We start from the raw sequence: 17,697 nt of genomic DNA, 5'->3' as shown, positions 1-17,697 counted from the left end.
CGGTCTGGCAGGGTTTCTGCTAATACCCAAGGCACAAATAAGGCCGCTGAGAACAAGAACACCGTCCAGAAGACGGAACGGTTAAAGATTGGGTGCTGGTTAGGCAGACGAGACATACATCCTCACTTCTGATTGTGGCTTGGCTGAAGATTAGAAGAACCGCAAAATAGAACAGAAGGATCTTATCTTGACTTCATCCTTCATAGTTGATTGGACTCCTAATCAAAAGCGAACAACCAAACTGGAGTCAATATCTTGTAAATTGGCACAACCACTTAAAGCCAGTGCCAGATCGAGTTCATTGCACAAAAGCTCAAGTACATGTTTTACCCCTGCCTCTCCTCCGACAGCTAATCCCCACAAAATAGGGCGTCCTAACAGCACGGCTTTTGCCCCTAATGCTAAAGCTTTAAGGATATCAGTACCCCGTCGGATACCCCCGTCCATTAGCACATCTACTTGATCCCCAACCGCTGCGACGACTTCACTCAGGGCATCAATGGATGCGATCGCACCATCCAATTGTCTGCCTCCATGATTGGAAACAATCACCGCTTTGGCACCATGTTCCACCGCCCGAAGCGCATCATCTCCCCGCAAAATTCCTTTAACAACCACTGGCAGCGGTGACAGCGATTGCAACCATTCCAAATCCGACCAGGTTAGAGCTGGATTAATCTGCTCTAAAAAATAGGAAAATAAACCCGATTCATCAGGTTGGGAAGAAATTTCTAGATTAGCCAACGTGGACAAATTAGCCAGTTCCATATCTGGCGGTAGAATAAACTGATTATGCATATCTTTCTCCCGCTTACCCAACACAGGAGCATCAACCGTTAGGCAAAGCGCTTGGAACCCTGCCGCATAGGCGCGTTCTACCAAAGCCCGAGTCAAACCGCGATCGCGATGCACATAAAGCTGAAACCACTGAGGGGTTTGATTGCTAACACTAGCCACATCTTCCATACTCATGGTTGCCAGTGTACTCAATACCATCACCGTCCCCAACTGCTGCGCCGCTTTGGCTGTAGCGATTTCTCCTTCTGGATGAGCTAGACATTGAAAGGCCATCGGGGCGATGAGAATAGGCAGTTGCAGAGATTGACCGAGAATTTGGGTACTTAAATCCCGTTGACTCACATCCACCAACATGCGAGGACGAAGTTTGAAACGTTCAAAAGCGGCACGGTTATCTCTAAGCGTGATTTCGTCCCAAGAACCACTGGCGTAATAGTCCCGCGCCATTGGCGATAGCTGCTGGGAGGCAAGGGTTTGATATTCAAACAGGTTGATCAGTTTTGTCGGGGTAGTCATTAGCCAATCCTATCGGGTAGGCATGGTTGAGCAAAGATGTTGCGAGTGAAGGCTGGCACAACTCAGTCACCAGCCTACAAGTGGTTGAACACTGACGCTCAAAAGACTTTAACCTTTGACTTGGAGCGAAAGCGGCACTAGCCAACCACACCTGCTAGCGTTTGCTCTTGTTGAGTTTCTACGGGTTCATCTTGAGGCAGCCCCAAGATCTCTTTATACATCCTGATATACTCTACGGCTGATTTATCCCAACTGAAGTTTTGCTTCATGCCTCGCTGCTGTAAAGTCTGCCATTGGTCTTTAAAGCGGAATGCCTCAGTCGCACGAACTGTTGCCGTGTAGAAGTCTAATGGTTCATAACGGTCAAAGCAGTAGCCGGTACCCGTTTGGTTCACGGGGTCGTGGTGAGAGACGGTATCGACAAGACCCCCAGTGCGCCGCACAATAGGGACACAACCGTAACGCATCGCCAGCATTTGACTGATGCCACAGGGTTCAAAACGTGAAGGCATCAGGAAGGCGTCGCTACCTGCATAGATGCGGCGGGAGAGAGCATCGTTGTAGAGGAGTTGGGCGGACATTCGACCCTTATAACGGGATGCCATCTGCCACATTTGAGTTTCATAGTAGCGATCGCCTGTCCCCAATAGAATAAACTGACTATCTGTATAGGCCAGGAAGCGATCAAGTACCTGAATCAGCAGGTCAATGCCCTTTTGGTCTACCAACCGGGTCACCATTGCCGTGAGGAAGGTACCGGAGTTCACCTGTAGGCCAACTTCTTCTTGCAGCGCAATTTTATTGCCACGGCGTGTTTCAATCGTATCAGCCGTGAAGTTTTCATGGATGTACTTATCTGTTTCTGGATTGTAGCTTTCGGTATCAATGCCATTGACGATGCCGACTATCTTCCCGCTGATAAACGACATCAAGCCTTCTAAGGTTTCACCATATTCAACTGTTTTAATTTGCTGGGCGTAGGTTGGAGAAACCACGCTCACGCGATCGGCATATTGAACAGCCGCCGCCATTGTGTTGTGACCTTGCATGTACCAAGGACACCAAGTAATCTTCTCTAAGTACCAGCGCCACGGCCCTTGATAGGCGAGGTTGTGAATCGTGAAGACGGTGCTAATATCGGGGTCTTGGTGCATCCACACCGGAATCATGCCAGTATGCCAGTCGTGGCAATGAATAATTTCCGGCTTCCAGTAGTTCCAGGCAAACTCAGCGGCACCATTGGCAAATAAGGTAAACCGCCAGTCTTCATCTTCTCCCCCATAGATATTGCGACCTGAGAAGGCGAGATGTCCAAACAGGTACAAGGGAACATCCGTACCGGGTAAAACCGTTTCATAGACGGAAAAATCGTTAAACATGGCATATCCCTTCCAGATGGGTTCTGAAGGGATTTTCATCTTATCCGGCAGCATACCGTAGTAAGGCATAAAAATACGCACATCGTGCCCCATCCGCCTTAAGACTTTGGGTAATGCACCCACAACATCCCCCATACCACCGACTTTGGCAATGGGCGCGGCTTCGGCGGCAACAAATAGAATTTTCATGTTGATTCTTGTGCTTTTGCTTTTCAGCTAGTCATACTTAGTAATACTTTGACATTCTCCTGCACTAAATCAAATAGGTGAGAAAGACCCGTCAATCTTTTCTCTTCTGCCTTCTGTCCTCACTCTCATCTCCGGTCTGCCTCCTCACTCTCATCTCCGGTGCCTTTTGCTCTTTTGCTATAGATACAAAATGCGACATCCCAACGAGTCAGTCAACTCAGCAATGCGGTTACCATGCTGAAATGTGGCATTATCCTTTCATCAGGACTTGTCCAGACTGAAGCGTTGGGACTGAAATTGGCTCGCGTTGTGCCTATCTCCCCCGAAAAAAATCGCTCTCCTACTCAGTATTAGTCAATAATTTGTGGGCTAGGAGTTTGGGCATTGACATCTGCCTGAGACAAGCTAGGAATCGTCCAATTGGTCTCACCCACTTTAAACACATGAGCAGGAGCCACATTCAATTCAATTGCACCCGTCGCAGGATTTGTTCTGACAATCGATTGAGTTCCATCTACAAACTTGACCGCAAGGGGTTCCGTTAACGCTTGTGCTTCCGCATTGGGGCCGAGAACCACCTGAGTTCCCGCAGGTAGATAATATCCATCGCAATCCCAATCATCATCGGTTTCCTCACCCGCAGCCAGGTAATAGAGTTGTGTTGGAGACTTCTTCGGCTTATTGGCATACACCGCTAGTGTCCCGGTGGTTTCGTTATGGCACTGCGCCCGCTTTCGAGCCGTTTCTATTACGTACTTCTGCTGTTGCAACTGGCTGAGCCTTTGCTGATAGGCTTCAGGCGTGTAACCTGCTTGTTCTGGATTGTCCTTGGCTTGCACTAATTGATTGATGGCTTGCGTGACTTCGGCGTAATCCGCTCCTTTGGTGAAGTCCTTACCTGCCCAAGAGGGAGGGGCAATGATCAGGTTGCCTAGAAGCACGATCGCGACGAGAGCTATTTTGAGAAATTTCATGGAATACTCCTTAACTTTGAGATTACTGGACATTGCAACTAAAAATGGGGTGCAAAATTTGGAAATGAGCTTCTGACTTAAGTGGAATGGCACTGACTTAAGAACTCTCATACCTCACCTATCAACCCTTACGGAGGGGGTCTGGGGGAAGCGTTGTGCGCTACGCGCCCCGCTTCGCTAACGTCCCCCAGTGGGGGGTTTGGGGGGCATCGGGGTCCCCTTTGGGGTTGGGGGGAAGACCCCCCAATCTGGGTTTTTCCCAAACAACGATCACTTTTCCCTTAATTCAGTGCCATTTGACTTAAGTCAGATGTGCGAGAAAAAACATCGGTTTAAGCTTGCACACCGCTTGTCTACTTCAGAACTTTCAAGACTGGTACTTGGGCTTGTAGCGTTTGGCTAATCGTTGTTACTAGTTTCATCAGGTAAAGACCACTAATCACGAGCGTCAGCACTGCCAATCCTGGATTTTCTAAAGTGCCGCTATCAACGAGAATTAACACCCCTAAGCTAATCAAAACAAAGGGTACAAGATAATTGCCATAACGAGTCAAATTGTCTGCGATCGCAGGAACTTGAGTCAATCTGTAGGCGGCAAGACACCACACACCCACTAGCGAGAAAAATACTCCTAGAATGATAACTAGATTTTGCCAGGTACAGCTGGCAAACAGCGGCATATAAATTCCAATGTTATCGCCACCATTCGCAAAGGTTACCGCTGCCACACTATACGCCTGGGGTGAGATGAAGCTGCTAAACCAAGCGGATTGAGTTGGTGTTTCTTCTTGCTCAGCCTCATTTTCTTCATCGGAATTTACCAGACGGCTGATGCCGATCGCAATCGGAACCAACCCCAGCAGCCCAATACAGGGACGCGGCAACAACAAACTACTAAAGAAACTGGGAAGGCTAGCGAGAACTAAGGCGGCAAAGCCAAGATACTGTCCGGCAACGATGTGGCGTTTGCGAAAGATGGCATTGACCTGGGAAAAGAACAACATCAAAATCAAAATGTCATCCAAGTTGGTTGCGGTGAAGGCGGTAAAGCCGGTTGAAATTGCCGTGATAAGTCCGTTCATGTCAGTTAATGCTCTAAATTCTGTTTTGCCTAAAGTCCGGGCTTTTGGGTGACGCTGTAGCAATCCTGTTTAGAGTGTGAGAGATGTCTTGAAGGGAATGCTTCTCACAACTTCCTCTTTCATTTGCGTATGACGTAGGGATTGTTAGATAAGTCCCGAAAATACTAAAGGCGTTAAGAGTATTTTTAGTGGTTGACAGTTAATTCGACATCATCCAGATGCTTGACAAAATTCACGAAGCCTGCTTATTTGAGTGGGGATTGAGAATAGACATCGTTGCAATCTTGTGAGAGCGATGCTCAAACTCATTCATCTGTTGAGTCGGTACGAACACCACTTTGACTTCGTTGGAAGCTTGCTGTTGTTGCTTGATTAGCACAATTAGTTCGTCTAGTTTTTTGGCATACTGAGCATCGAGCTTTTCGTGCAGCAGTTCGAGGTTTTGAGCCGCTTGTAAAGTTACTTGGTAATTGTGATTAGCGCTTTCCCGGTCTTCTTCAGACTGGCGATTCTGGCTCATCAAGACAACCGGAGCCGTGTAGGCAGAGGCAAACGAGAACACCAAGTTTAGCAGAATAAAGGGAGACTCATCCCAGTGAGGCACTCCGGGCATCAGATTTAAGCCAACCCATCCAGTCAGAATCGTCGATTGTCCAATCAGAAACGCCCAAGAACCCACTTTAGTTGCCATTTTGTCTGCCACCTTTTGACCAAAGGTTAAGGGCTTCTTCTCAGGGGGTTTAATTTTTCCAGATTGTGGCTGTTTCAGGACGACAGGGGCTTGTTGCGATTCGTTGATACTGGGTTGTGTAGATGGAGCTGAGTTCATGGGTTACCTCTTGCAACTTCTTCATTTAATGCCTTTATGAGTGCGAACCTTCGTTTGTTCTCTTCGTGCTGCACTCGCTATAGTTTCACAGTACGCAGGTTAACCAATAAGAGCAAATACTTTTTTTTGTTAAATCGATAACTTGAAGTAATTAATCCTCTAAAGCTTTATGCTCCGTACTTTTCCACCCCCAGTACCCATAGCAGCATTGCTGCGATTTGCGGGTAAATTTCATTCCCCAGTTTTACATCAATTGAATTTATCAATTAAATAAAAAAATGTATTTGCTCTGATAAGTTGCGGCTAACTAGGATGAACTCATGCTTCTTTCAGGGATTCTTGTCAAGCAGAATCCCACGGTAGATAAAAACATCAAGACAACCTCTCTCGTTATCACAAGAGTAAAGATATGAAGGCTCTGTTCAAAATTGCGCTCGTTTTACTTATATTTGTGGTGAATCTAGCGATCGCCGAACCCTCTCTAGCCGATCAACCCAAAGTCTCTAAAAATCCTGACTATATTCAGGTGACAAAAACGCTCAATGGTTTGTTAGCACTCCAGGAAACTCAGGATGTTACTCCAGAAGTGCAACAGCGAATTGACGAGTTGAGCTTGCAAAAAGCTGCGATCGAGTCGGGTGTCACCTGGGGACAATGCAGTAATGAAACCGGGAACACAATCGGCATCTTGGGTTCCGCCTCGTCAGAGGAATCGAAGACTGGCGATAACAGTCTCTACTACCTGGCAAACGGTGAGACAACTCCTGAAGGCTGGGATTGCCAGGGAATTTACCTACCCAGTGGCATTAATGTTGCAGGCATTGAGTCAACACCAGCGGTGTTCAAAATTTTGGACGGTACTCGTTTAGTCGCCCGCCGAAATGCTGACACCTCTGCCATTGAATTCAATCTTCCGGCGCTCAAGTCATCCCAGGACAATGAGGAGAAAATTCCCAACCTATCGCAGGCATTTATTGAATCCCGCATTCCCAGCACGCTAACCGCCGTGGAAGTTGACGATTAAATAAGATGGGTACAGGTGGGTTGACCTGCAAGCTCTTCCTCGTCAACCCGCCGTACCAAGAATTGAAAGCTATTACTTTGATTAACTACCCCTTGTGGAGGTTTAGATGGATTCTTGGATTGGGTCGGTAGATTCACAGACTGTGTTAGTGGTTGCAGCGATCGCCGTGTCACTTTTGCTGGTGACGCTGCTATTTAGAATCTTAAAAGCTGGTTTAGGGCTGATTGTGACAATTTTAGCGATCGTGCTGGTATTGCAGTCTGTCTTTGGGATCAGCGCCGGACAGTTGTGGGGTGCGATCGGAAATTTACCCCAAGATGCAATCCAACTGGTGAAAAGCTTCGACTTGAATTCTCTGATGTCTAGCTTCAATGGCTGAGCAAAGCATTCAATCACTTCTAATTATTCATCTGACAAAAAATACTATTTGCTTCTATCAGGTAAGCCCTTATAGAGTGAAGTTAAGCCAACCCCAGTTCATCTAAGCATCTAAGGCTATTTCAATGCAGCTAACATTCAATCCGCCGACAAAGAGTGCATCACCCTCCGAAGAAAATACCACAAAACGTCGTCGTTCCGATCGCATTCGAGATCATCTTGCCAATGAGCGCACCTATTTAGCCTGGATGCGGAGTGCGATCTCGTTAATGGGATTTGGCATCGTGATTGTGCGGATGAGGATGTTTCAAGCGCCACTGATGCCATCCACTGGAATGAGTTGGAAACTGGGGTTAGCTTTTGCCGTAGTAGGACTGGTAACTGTGTGGCTTTCGACTCAGCACTATTTTGGGGTACGGCGTGATATTGACGAAGATACGTATGAACCGTCTGATCGTTGGGTAATGCTCTTCAGTTTGGCAGTCCTGCTCTTGGGTACAGGCATCATCTACTACGTCTTTGCCGCTCCTTGGCAACTGATGGTTGGTGCTATGTTTGAGTAATATCTTGGTATGGTGTTTGCCAAGAACCCAATGAATCGGTTGGCCAATTAACCAGAGGTCTGATCCCTTACGTCTCCAAACCCCCAATTGTCTCCGGCTGTCGGGGCAGGTCTTGTGCCTGCCCTGTCTGCATATAGGGCATCCACATGGGATGCCCCTACAATAGACCTGTTTTGAAAGTCTCCTTTCATCCTGGAGTGTGAGCAGATGCTCATGAATGTCTCTTGCATAAATCCTGGAAAGCCCCCTAAATCCCCCAATTCTGGGGGACTTTGAATTCTATTCCTTCCACCCCTCTCGTTCTCCCCTAAAAGGGGAGAGAAGTAAGGACGAAGCCTTTTATTCATGGGGGGCTAGGGCGTGTTTTCAAACTCTAAATTTACCTGTGTCTTGCGAAGAAGATCCCCCCCATCCCCCCTTAAAAAGGGAGGAGAATCAACTCAAAGTCCCCTTTTTTAAGGGGGATTTAGGGGGATCTCCGGGTTTGAAGACACGCCCTAGGGGGGCGAAAATAGAATGAGAGCAAGAGACGTTCATGAGCGGTACGCTCACACTCCAGGATGAAAGGAGACTTTCAAAACAGGTCTAATCATCCGGGTGGTAGGATATCACCCGCTAACTTCCCCCACAAATTCGCCAACAACATCCTATGTAACTGGGCGTGAACCTAGAACATCCTGGAGTTGTGCCACCAGTTGAGCGCGAGTAGAAACCTCAAGCTTACGGAACATGCGTTTGAGGGCTTGCTTGACGGAATTGGGCTGAATCCAAAGGGCTGCTCCAATTTCGACATTGGTCAGTCCCTGGGCAACTAACTCAGCAATTTCTAGTTCTCGCGGTGTTAAGCGGCTTCTGAGCGAGGAATTAAATCGTGTTTGTTGGGTCTGTAGGGTGGCGAACTTCGCTGACAAATGCAGGCATAGAGCGCTCAGATCCGCTAAATCGTTCGCATTGAAGGCCGGAGTGCCACTCATACGGGCAAAGTTAACTGTTCCCACCAGACGGCCCCCGCTCACGATGGGGCCGGTCATCACATGTTCATGGTCATGGCGTGGACAAAGCTGCTTCCAGTCTTCTGGAGGTAACACCAATCCCTCATGGGCTGGAACGTGACGTTCAACCACGTAGCCCAAGACCGGATTGCGTTCTACACAAGCCTCAGGAATGCTGCGAACATCGACCTCAGCCAAGGGGGACGGGTCATTCAGCAGATAAATCCCCGATCGCTGCACGCCAAAATACTTCTCCACTGTATCCATGACAGCGAGTCGTAGTTCGCGCTCATCACGGGCAGAGGCGATCGCATCGAATAGAGTATGAAGAGAACGTGCCATCAAGTAATTGCAACTGTCCTTATTGGGGGACAAGGCTTGATTGGGAACCCATTCCTATGATAGTTCCCCTAAACGTTGAGACGGGTAATAGGTAATGGGTAATCGGAGATAGAAATCCTTATAGGGAAAGAAGTTCACCTTTCCAGTGACCCGTGAGCAGTGACCAGGTTGCTGCGCCAAGGGCACGCTCGCTGCACTAACAGTGGGGGCATATTGCGCTACTTCTGCCTTCCACGAAAAGCTTTTAGTTAACAGTTGCTCTTGAGAGGTGGATAGGAAAGAAAGTAGGAGCCTCACACTCAGGGATGTTTTTTGATTCTCTGCTCACTCTAGGACACCTTAAAACTTCATTATGACACTTGGTGAACCAACACACCTGTTATGTCTTGATTGCCCACAATAGAAGGCAAGCCATCAATTTTTTTTGTGCCAGTCGAGGTTCTGAATCCAAATCCTTCAATGTTTTGGAAATGATTTTTAACTTGGTTGAAGAAGGAATTAAGAACTTAGCAACCAGGGCAAGACGGTATGAATATTAAAAATATGGTTTCATTGGTAACACTGATCATACTTTCTTCGGTCGTAGCCACTCCATCTCCTGTGAAGGCAGAGCCTATTCATAACCGTATATCAGAAGTGGGTGAGCAACAAGCTACCAATTTCATCCCTAATCGTAATTTTATTCAGCTCGTCAAGGGTAGCGGCCCTGAAGTGTTTCTCATTCAGGAGGGTGAACGGAGATGGATTACCGATTCAAGAACGTTCGACGCTTATGGATTTAGCTATAGTGAGGTTAAGGAAATATTTGATGAAGAACTCAGTAGCTATAAAGAAGGAACACCCCTTACTAAAAATGGAACTCTTTTAAAAGGTAGTGCTTCTGAAGAAGTTTACATCATAATTAACGGTAAACGCAGATTGGTTACCGCTAAGGTTTTTGAAGAAAATCACTTTCAACGTGAAGACATCAATCATGTTAGTGATAGCTATTTACTCTCTATTCCAGAGGAGTCTGCTTTTCGCTAAGAAGCAAATAATATTCAAAACCCAGTCAATTGACTGGGTTTTTGTGAACTTTTGGATTTTTGGGTTTAGCCTTAGCGGCTTCTAATCAATGATATCTTTAACAGCTTGCTGAGTTCTGCCAATATCTCTGTTAACTTTGCCCTTAACTGAATCGGCAGTATTTCGAGCAGCCTCCTGGATTTTATCACCGATATTTTTCCCAGCTGTGGCGGCATTATCTATTGCCCGCCCCGTATCTCTCATGTCGTTATTTGCCGTTATTAGCCTTTGATTGGGCTTCCTCGAATTCGACATTAGCAGTTTCTTTCCCAGCTCTCTTCACATAGCCAGGCGCGTTCTGAGCATTTTGCTTGATGTTTTGAACCCCTTTCTGAGCGCCCTTGGATGCACCTTCTGCAACTTCTTCCGCAGACTCACCTATATCTTCGCCAATCCGTCGTACTCTCTCACCAAGCGGGGTGCCACTACGGTAGTTTTTCGCATATTGCTCAGGACTGTCAACGCTCTTGCGGTCTATGTTACTTTGAGCGTTTTCGATGAGAGCCTTAGCTTTAGCTTTGGCTTCGCTGGTATCTCTTCTGGGATCGACATCGCTATAGTCGTTCATCCCGCCTTTGTACGTGTTGGTTATAGCACGGCTAGGAACTTCTTCCCTAACGTCATCTGCTGTTTTAGCTAACACCTTAGTACTACCACAAGCGGTGCTAACAAATAGCAGGACTCCTGCCAAAAACACAGTTAATATTCGATCCACACGGATACTTTTCAACCAAGTTATGACTTTTTTCATTTTTTTCCTCCGATGGGTTTTGATTAAAGGATTAATGGGTTGCTGTTTTCAAACAACAATCACAGGTTGGAGCTTGAGGAAACACAATATTTAAAAGTAGCTTCATCAAGACTTAAGAAACTCATGACTGTGGAAGCTTGGAATTAGATTTAAAGCTAATTATTAAAAATTAGCTTTGGTTGTTTTAGGTGCGGCTACCTCTTTTTGAGCGGATTCTTTGGCACCCTCGCGGACAAAATCTCCAGCTTCACCAAATGTTTCTTTAACTGTGCTTAACCGATCTTTAATGCGATCGCCGACGTTTGACTCACGCTGAATTTGTCCACCCGGTTCAGGTGTTTCAAAATCTTGCAAGTCTATCCGCCGCAACGGTTTCTGTTCGTCTGCGGGTAACCCTTGCATCTCAGCTCCGCCTGGATATTGCGCGTCATTGCTTACAGCAATCAGCCGATTGGAGATGATTTGTAAATCAGCTCTGTCACCCTTGGATTGAGCGGCTTTGCCATTCACCTTTGGGTCAGGGGAGAATCTATAGCTGGTGTTAGAGTCTCCACCACCTTTGTAAGGATTATTCGCACCTCCAGCTTGAACGGGAGGGTTACCGGGACGTGCACCCTGAACATTACCGCTATTACACGCGGTACCTACAAACAGTACTACTGTTGCTAAAAAAGCTGTCAAGAGTTGACGCAGTTGTAGCTGTTTGAAGAAAACAGTTAATTTTTTCATCCAAGTAATACTCCTTGTCAGCCTTGATTAAGCTGAGTATCTTTTTATGAAAGCTGACATCTTATGCTTAGACATCAGAATTTTTGGGCATGGCAACAATTGTTGAGCCAAGCCTAACGACGGCAACTCTCTCTTATACAAGGAAGTTGCATCATGCTCGTTCCCTTATGCCTGTCAAGGTTATCGATAGTGAGGACAAGGTATCCTCTAGCAAAGGAGACATTCTGATGGTTGCCGAAAAAGTGGTATTTTCTAACTATAGATAGACGACAGGTTCACCCCAAAGACGGCCTATTTTCTGACAAATGACTTCTTCAAAATGAAAAAAATCTGGTCATTGCTCAAACCCTACCTACGCTGGGTAATTCTGGGCGGAACCCTGTTTTTTTTGGCAAAGGCATTCAAGGAACACTGGCAAGAAGTTGCACTGATTCAGATTAATGCTGCCGGATGGACAATGCTGTTTGTCGCTTTTTCCATCACCTTACTGGCTCATATCTTGGCTGGCTTAGTATGGAGTTGGATTCTGCGATCATTCAAGCAACCGATTCAATACCGCTGGGTGCTCCTGGTTTACCTGAAAACCAACGTGGCTAAATATTTACCGGGTAATGTGTGGCACTACTATGGTCGAATTTGGGCAGTTACCAAGGCAGGGGGTTCTTTGAGTGCGGCGACAATCAGTGTCTTACTGGAACCTCTGTTGATGGCAGCTGCTGCTTTACTGATTGCCTTAACAGGCAGCCAACTGGATTGGCTAGACATGCAAGGGGATACCCGAATTTTGGGATTACAGATTCTTGGCTTAGCTGGGATTTTACTGGCTGTTCATCCTAAAATCTTGAATCCGGTGCTTCAGTTGTTGAGGCGCTTCAAGGGGAAAGCTACGGATACTGAGGCGTTTCAACTCGATCGCTACCCCTTTGTACCGTTGTTGGGGGAACTAGGTTTTGTGGGGCTGCGAGGGGCTGGATTCTTAGTGACCTTTTTTACCCTGTCTACCGTGAATCCCAACCAGATTCCACTTTTATTGACTGCTTTTAGTCTGGCATGGGTGTTGGGTTTGGTGATTCCAACCCCAGGTGGTTTAGGAGTATTTGAGACAACTGTACTGGGACTCCTTAACCCCTATTTTTCTACCGGAGTGATTCTTAGTGTTGTTGCTTTATTTCGCTTAATGAGTATTTTGGCGGAAGTTGTCGGTGCAAGTATAGGTGTTTTGTGCGATCGCGTATGAAGCTCGGGTTGATTATCTTGAGGCTGAGTTACTCATCCTGAGGGAAGAGTTGAGAAAGTCTTCCCGTCTCCTCATCTTGTTAAAAGGAGGGATTTTGCTGGGACGCATGAGGCAATATTTTTTCTGTAGGTATTGCCTCCGGAGTCGCTTCTACGGTGGTGCTATCCCGAAGTTGAGAAAAAACTCGGTAAGTGTCTATAGGGGCTTCAGACTCATCACTGGAGATTTTCGTCTCCATTTTGATCAAATTATATTGAACGTTATCTGCATGAATTGCAAAGGTTATGTTAAAAACTTCAAAGAAATTAACTACCCACTTACATTCATCAGGTGGATAATCGGCATAGTATTGAATTAATTTAGCAATACAGTTCTCCAAATGAGTTCGAGAACTTGGGCAAATTAAAATAATTTTTAGAAGAACGACCACCAGAGTCAGTGGATTTCCACGAGACAACAGCAACATAAATAGCCCAGAAGGTCCATGTTGGTCTTCAGTTGTCAAATATTCAATGACTCGGTTGCTAGTTCTTAAGAGCAAAGCATCATTCACCTGATCTTCGTGATGATTTTCATAAAGTTTTTCCAATTTCCTTGATAGTTTTTGATTAAATATTTCGACAAAATCTTTATTAGCTACAGAAAAAATCAAATATTTTTGCAAAGAAATCTTAAATTTTTTATAAGTCAATTCTTGAGTTTGCTTAAGAAAAATGTTGGCTAAATTCTCATGACTAAAGGTGCCACGTTTTGCTACAATCATTTTGATAAAACGAATTACCTCATCGCCAAGTGCCGTAGGGTTTTGATGGATTTTATCATGCGGAGCGGGAGATTCAGAACGTGCCGTATACATAGCCAAATCAAACTTAAACTTATCTTTTAGTTTTTTGGAAAGAGTTCTCGCCGCCTCTCGTTGCTCCACAGGGTTATTGAGGTTTGTATACTGAGGAACCAGGAGATAGGAGGTATAACGACTACTCCAGTGCGCTTTATCAGAATATCCGTATTTGCTAAGAAATAACTTAAGCTCGTAATAGTCTTGACTATTAATAAAATTGGTTACCCAAACCCTGAGACGCTTCAAATTAGAAGAGAGAGTTTTTTTAGTAATTTTAAAATCTGCTAAAAGTTCGACTAATTCTTTAATGGCGCTATGGTTTCTTGAAGTATCCCAGTTGTTAACAAGAATATAGCAAGAGCGTTTTAAAGTATGGCGAAAGTCTTTTTCATTATTAGCTAAAATCAGTTTGGATAGGCTTTGAATTGCCTCTTTATTACATTCAGAAACTTCATAATCAAGAAACAAGTGTTTAAATTCTAACAATACTTTTTCTGGAGGTTGTTGCCTAACAAGATTCAATAAAAACGGATAGATCATTTCCTGAGATGGCTGAGCTGGTAACCCTAGCATTTTAAAATTGATCTGGGTCTCAGTTGAATGACCTTCTGACGATAGAACATCCCTGCTCATGAAAGCCCTTTATGAAGTTTATGAATTCTGCGACCGAGACTTGATGCGGTTAATTTCCTGTTGGAGTTCCTCAATTTGACGCCGCAAAGTATCGGCTTCATTCGAGGAGGAGTTTGAGGCAACATCAACAGATCCATCGTTCGTGACTCGTCGGTAATTGCCCTGACGAATTTGGCGATACTCTTCTGAAGTTGACCACTCCCGTATGTAGCGCACGCGATCAACCGGAAAAGGATGGCTCAGCATTGAACCTTGTCCGCCGTTATAAAGTAAAAATTTGTAGACTTGATTAAGACCATCCTGATCAAGTTCTTGATAACTTTCCGATTGGCTGATGAATTCATTCAGACTACACTCGTGACCATATTGAGAACTTCCTCCCGCCACTTTCATCATGGTCTGCAACACGATATTGAGATCGTCTATAACCAGTAAGGCGGCTCGGTCAGCAGATAATTCCGCTTTACGACGCCATTCATAAAAGGCAAAAATTAAACCACTATTAATGAGATTACTGAAACCAAGTGTCAACTCACTGAGCATCGAGGCTGCATTCAAAGCCCAAATTCCCATCTGAATTAAAATGGTGTGACCACATTTAATGTGGCCTAATTCATGAGCCAAAACTGTGCGGATTTCGGCTTCACTCAGTAAGTCCAACAAACCTGTGTTCACCACGACATAAGGATGCTCTTGCCCCAAGGCGTAGCTATTCACTTGACGATTTTGCTCGACAAATAGGGTAGGCTCTGGATGTATGTCTAAATCCCGAACGCATTCTCGAAATAAGCGATAGAGAGTAGAATACTGGCGAGGACCAACTTTGATGCTGTTGCCCATCAGATAAACTAACTGAGGGCGCTCGTACAGAAATTCCACAAACTTACGGGCGACCAAGTCAAATCCAGGTACACTTCGCAAGGCTTGTTCAGCTTGTCGATCAAGGGGGTGTTTGAAGGCTTCGCTGGAAATACCAGGGTAAGTCGGCATAGGAGACCGTTTGTAGGAGTAATTAAGAGTGAGGCCGTAGAGGAACTTTATTTATGATAAGGCTCACCGCTAGTTGTATTCATCCCTTCAGGCTGTTGCTGTGCGTTAAGGAATAGGGACAAAACAACACGAAACGTTTACAAAATGATGAATCGGGCTTGAAATAACATATAGATGCTCTGCACTGGAAAAAAGAAAAATTAACAGTTCTATGTCCGATGAGAATGTTCTGAGGCGCAACTGACGTAGCAAATTTTGCCTTTAAGATATCAATCAAGGTCTGCTGTGTTCAATCAACGCCGCCGTTCTAGTAGCCTGTCAAGCTTAAATTGACGGGTTGGGAGAGGACAAGGGAGACAAGGTTGAGGTTGCGACGGCTTAGTCTCTTGAGGTAAAGCAGCGGGTGCAGCAGGGTACTGAGTACTATCAGGCAGGAAACTGTGAGAGGGCGATCGCACTTTGGCAAACTGTCCTGAATCAACAGCGGAAAGGCAGTACCTACTCTAGCGATGAACTGACGGCATTGAAGAACTTGGTGAGTGCTTATAGAAGACTTCATACTTCAGACTTCAATAGACTGGGTTGGCGTTACCGATGACGTTTGGGAAATATTGAGTTGTCCCTGAAATTTTTGTAACTCATAGAGTTTAACTCCAATTTGATACTCATACTGACTTAATAATCGCCCATAAATATACCCAGCTTTTCCATCTAAAAAACCTAGCTGAATGATATAAAATAAAATAAACCGCAGTGTTGGTTTAAAAGGTAGCCGTACCCATAATTTTTTTAAAAATCGCTTGCGCTGCACGGCATTTCCCCAAAGGCTGGCACCAATTGTGCCGGATTCATCTTTACTATTGAGGAGATTGAGATAGACACGGGCTTCCCAGTTTGAGTAGCGATTATGGCGTTCTAGCCAATGATAAATATCCCGAAAGTCGATATGTAACATATCGTTTTTTAGGTAACCCGAAGACCCTTGTAGAATGACGTGTTCGTGGACTTCGTTGTCACCTGTATTGCGAATTTCTTCGGTTTTGAGATTTTCGTATCGGCCTTTTTCGTGCTTAAACAAGCGTAAATTCCAGTCTGGATATCTGCCACCGTGACGAATCCAGGTGCCGAGGAAGAAGACTTTGCGGTTGAGGTAGTAGCCGTCATAATCAGAATTTTGAATAGCCGCTTCAATCTCCTCCCAAAGTTCTGGAGGGATGCGCTCGTCACAATCGACAATCAGTACCCATTCATGGCGAAACGGCAGATTTTCTAAACTCCAGTTTTTCTTTTTAGGCCAGCGGCCATCAAAGTGAAACTGTACCACAATTGCACCGTATTGTTCAGCAATTTCAACCGAACGATCGCTACTCTGGGAATCGACCACAAAGACTTCATCCGCACGGCTTAAACTCTCTAAACAAGCAGGTAAGTTCGCTTCTTCATTTTTGGCGGGAATTAAAACAGAAACAGGTATTTTGGAAGTGGCCAATGCCATAACGATGAAGTATGAATTTTGTATCGGTTCCTTAATCCTTGCTGAGATGACCGTGCATGACAACCAAAGTTTCTGACAATTGGCTGAGGCGAGTTTCCAATTCTTCTTTACGGCTGATTAACTGTTTAATCTTCTGATACCGGGCGATCGCTACACTCACACTAGGAACCTGATCGGGTGGACAGGGTCGCGACCAAAACTGACCATCCCCATCGAGTCCACACAGGCGATAACCAGTACGAGGTGTTTCATAAGTTACGTTGTCATCCGGTTGATTGACCACTTCTGCCACATAGTCCATGAGGTGATCGCCTTTTGCTAAGCGTACTGCCCCTACTCCCTCTTGGGCTTCGTGGGGATGAGACTCTAACCAGCCATCGATAATCGGTCCTTCCATATAAAGGTCTTGAATGTTCCGCACGGCTGTTTGCAGTTCTGTTTGCCAACGAGCGACAATATCTTGAATCTCTTTGAGCAACGTCATCGCCAAGGCTGGGTTAGCCGCGTGACGATGCTCACTGATTTTAGCGGGTTTCAGTTTGGGCAGCGTTGGCGTCTTAATTGAGTTCTTGCGGGCAGGGAAAGGCTGTACAGATACCGAAAATGAAGGGTCACGCTTGTCTTGATGGCGTTCATTCCCTTCTCCAAGGTGATCGGTTTGGTGTCCCACAGTAGCGGATGTCTTCGGGCTGTCACTCGGTCGGGGTGGCGTCAATTGATTTAAAGCTGTCTCGATCCGTTGCAGTTCTGGTTTCATGGTTATTACTTACCACTGTGTTCAAATCACCAACTCCTTAATCTCAGCATAGCCCCCTGGTTTGAGGCCAACGCACCAATCAATCTTGAGAGTTGCAATTTTTTCATTTTGAGGTCATTTTAACTGCATTGAA

Annotated in this window: 20 protein-coding genes; 7 read left to right on the top strand and 13 right to left on the bottom strand. The window is 45.5% G+C overall.

Annotation, left to right across the window (positions count from 1 at the left end; genetic code table 11):
• Positions 1–222: 222 nt before the first annotated feature.
• From V6C93_RS17120 to V6C93_RS17100, 5 genes are all read right to left on the bottom strand, one after another.
• Positions 223–1,314 carry an alpha-hydroxy acid oxidase gene (locus V6C93_RS17120; protein WP_333477881.1) on the bottom strand — a complete coding sequence of 364 codons (1,092 nt, stop codon included), beginning with the start codon at positions 1,312–1,314 and terminating at the stop codon, positions 223–225.
• 137 nt (positions 1,315–1,451) lie between these two features.
• A complete protein-coding gene (gene glgA / locus V6C93_RS17115; RefSeq protein WP_333477880.1) occupies positions 1,452–2,882 on the bottom strand; it encodes a glycogen synthase GlgA in 1,431 nt (476 codons plus the stop codon).
• Between the two features lie 350 nt (positions 2,883–3,232).
• On the bottom strand, positions 3,233–3,856 hold the full coding sequence (locus V6C93_RS17110; RefSeq protein ID WP_333477879.1) for a hypothetical protein: 624 nt from the start codon (positions 3,854–3,856) through the stop codon (positions 3,233–3,235).
• Positions 3,857–4,209: 353 nt separating this feature from the next.
• Complete coding sequence (locus V6C93_RS17105) at positions 4,210–4,938, bottom strand: cadmium resistance transporter (protein WP_333477878.1); 729 nt, start codon at positions 4,936–4,938, stop codon at positions 4,210–4,212.
• Between the two features lie 232 nt (positions 4,939–5,170).
• Entirely contained in the window at positions 5,171–5,767 is a 597-nt protein-coding gene (locus V6C93_RS17100) for a DUF1003 domain-containing protein (protein ID WP_333477877.1), read from the bottom strand.
• 409 nt (positions 5,768–6,176) lie between these two features.
• On the opposite strand from V6C93_RS17100, the gene V6C93_RS17095 reads away from it, so the two are divergent.
• The 3 genes from V6C93_RS17095 (at position 6,177) to V6C93_RS17085 (ending at position 7,732) form a co-directional block, all read left to right on the top strand.
• Positions 6,177–6,791, top strand: a complete 615-nt coding sequence (locus V6C93_RS17095; RefSeq protein WP_333477876.1) for a hypothetical protein — start codon at positions 6,177–6,179, stop codon at positions 6,789–6,791.
• Positions 6,792–6,897: 106 nt separating this feature from the next.
• Positions 6,898–7,170, top strand: a complete 273-nt coding sequence (locus tag V6C93_RS17090; RefSeq protein ID WP_333477875.1) for a hypothetical protein — start codon at positions 6,898–6,900, stop codon at positions 7,168–7,170.
• A 124-nt stretch (positions 7,171–7,294) separates the two neighbouring features.
• The gene (locus tag V6C93_RS17085) at positions 7,295–7,732 is read left to right on the top strand and encodes a DUF202 domain-containing protein (RefSeq protein ID WP_333477874.1); all 438 of its coding nucleotides are present in this window, start codon (positions 7,295–7,297) and stop codon (positions 7,730–7,732) included.
• Positions 7,733–8,379: 647 nt separating this feature from the next.
• On the opposite strand, the gene V6C93_RS17080 is transcribed toward V6C93_RS17085, so the two are convergent.
• On the bottom strand, positions 8,380–9,066 hold the full coding sequence (locus V6C93_RS17080; protein ID WP_333477873.1) for a LuxR C-terminal-related transcriptional regulator: 687 nt from the start codon (positions 9,064–9,066) through the stop codon (positions 8,380–8,382).
• 528 nt (positions 9,067–9,594) lie between these two features.
• Here V6C93_RS17080 and V6C93_RS17075 point away from each other — a divergent pair.
• Positions 9,595–10,092 (top strand): hypothetical protein, encoded by a 498-nt coding sequence (locus V6C93_RS17075; protein ID WP_333477872.1) that lies wholly within the window; start codon positions 9,595–9,597, stop codon positions 10,090–10,092.
• Between the two features lie 81 nt (positions 10,093–10,173).
• Here the strand turns inward: V6C93_RS17075 and V6C93_RS17070 are convergent, their stop codons facing one another.
• The 3 genes from V6C93_RS17070 to V6C93_RS17060 all read right to left on the bottom strand — a co-directional run bounded on the left by V6C93_RS17070 (position 10,174) and on the right by V6C93_RS17060 (position 11,611).
• Complete coding sequence (locus tag V6C93_RS17070; RefSeq protein ID WP_333477871.1) at positions 10,174–10,335, bottom strand: hypothetical protein; 162 nt, start codon at positions 10,333–10,335, stop codon at positions 10,174–10,176.
• A gap of 4 nt (positions 10,336–10,339) precedes the next feature.
• Positions 10,340–10,882 carry a DUF6658 family protein gene (locus V6C93_RS17065; protein WP_333477870.1) on the bottom strand — a complete coding sequence of 181 codons (543 nt, stop codon included), beginning with the start codon at positions 10,880–10,882 and terminating at the stop codon, positions 10,340–10,342.
• Between the two features lie 162 nt (positions 10,883–11,044).
• Positions 11,045–11,611, bottom strand: a complete 567-nt coding sequence (locus V6C93_RS17060; RefSeq protein WP_333477869.1) for a DUF6658 family protein — start codon at positions 11,609–11,611, stop codon at positions 11,045–11,047.
• Positions 11,612–11,700: 89 nt separating this feature from the next.
• On the opposite strand from V6C93_RS17060, the gene V6C93_RS17055 reads away from it, so the two are divergent.
• Positions 11,701–11,877: a hypothetical protein gene (locus V6C93_RS17055; RefSeq protein ID WP_333477868.1), complete on the top strand. Its 177-nt coding sequence runs from the start codon at positions 11,701–11,703 to the stop codon at positions 11,875–11,877.
• 53 nt (positions 11,878–11,930) lie between these two features.
• The gene (locus V6C93_RS17050; protein WP_333477867.1) at positions 11,931–12,848 is read left to right on the top strand and encodes a YbhN family protein; all 918 of its coding nucleotides are present in this window, start codon (positions 11,931–11,933) and stop codon (positions 12,846–12,848) included.
• 79 nt (positions 12,849–12,927) lie between these two features.
• On the opposite strand, the gene V6C93_RS17045 is transcribed toward V6C93_RS17050, so the two are convergent.
• Together V6C93_RS17045 and V6C93_RS17040 are read right to left on the bottom strand one after the other, a co-directional pair.
• The gene (locus V6C93_RS17045) at positions 12,928–14,322 is read right to left on the bottom strand and encodes a hypothetical protein (RefSeq protein ID WP_333477866.1); all 1,395 of its coding nucleotides are present in this window, start codon (positions 14,320–14,322) and stop codon (positions 12,928–12,930) included.
• Positions 14,323–14,340: 18 nt separating this feature from the next.
• Positions 14,341–15,312 carry a M48 family metallopeptidase gene (locus V6C93_RS17040; protein ID WP_333477865.1) on the bottom strand — a complete coding sequence of 324 codons (972 nt, stop codon included), beginning with the start codon at positions 15,310–15,312 and terminating at the stop codon, positions 14,341–14,343.
• 403 nt (positions 15,313–15,715) lie between these two features.
• Here V6C93_RS17040 and V6C93_RS17035 point away from each other — a divergent pair, with 403 nt between their 5' ends.
• The gene (locus V6C93_RS17035; RefSeq protein ID WP_333477864.1) at positions 15,716–15,910 is read left to right on the top strand and encodes a hypothetical protein; all 195 of its coding nucleotides are present in this window, start codon (positions 15,716–15,718) and stop codon (positions 15,908–15,910) included.
• Here V6C93_RS17035 and V6C93_RS17030 read toward each other — a convergent pair.
• Together V6C93_RS17030 and V6C93_RS17025 are read right to left on the bottom strand one after the other, a co-directional pair.
• The gene (locus tag V6C93_RS17030; protein WP_333477863.1) at positions 15,875–16,807 is read right to left on the bottom strand and encodes a glycosyltransferase family 2 protein; all 933 of its coding nucleotides are present in this window, start codon (positions 16,805–16,807) and stop codon (positions 15,875–15,877) included. The two genes, V6C93_RS17035 and V6C93_RS17030, sit on opposite strands and share 36 nt — an antisense overlap.
• A gap of 31 nt (positions 16,808–16,838) precedes the next feature.
• A complete protein-coding gene (locus tag V6C93_RS17025) occupies positions 16,839–17,564 on the bottom strand; it encodes a hypothetical protein (RefSeq protein WP_333477862.1) in 726 nt (241 codons plus the stop codon).
• Between the last annotated feature and the right edge of the window lie 133 nt (positions 17,565–17,697).

Origin of the sequence: Allocoleopsis sp. (assembly GCF_036703385.1) — a bacterium.
In the GTDB taxonomy this organism is placed as follows: Bacteria; Cyanobacteriota; Cyanobacteriia; order Cyanobacteriales; family Coleofasciculaceae; genus Allocoleopsis.
The sequence above is the reverse complement of the archived record's forward strand: the minus strand, read 5'-3'. Positions and strand labels throughout refer to the sequence as shown.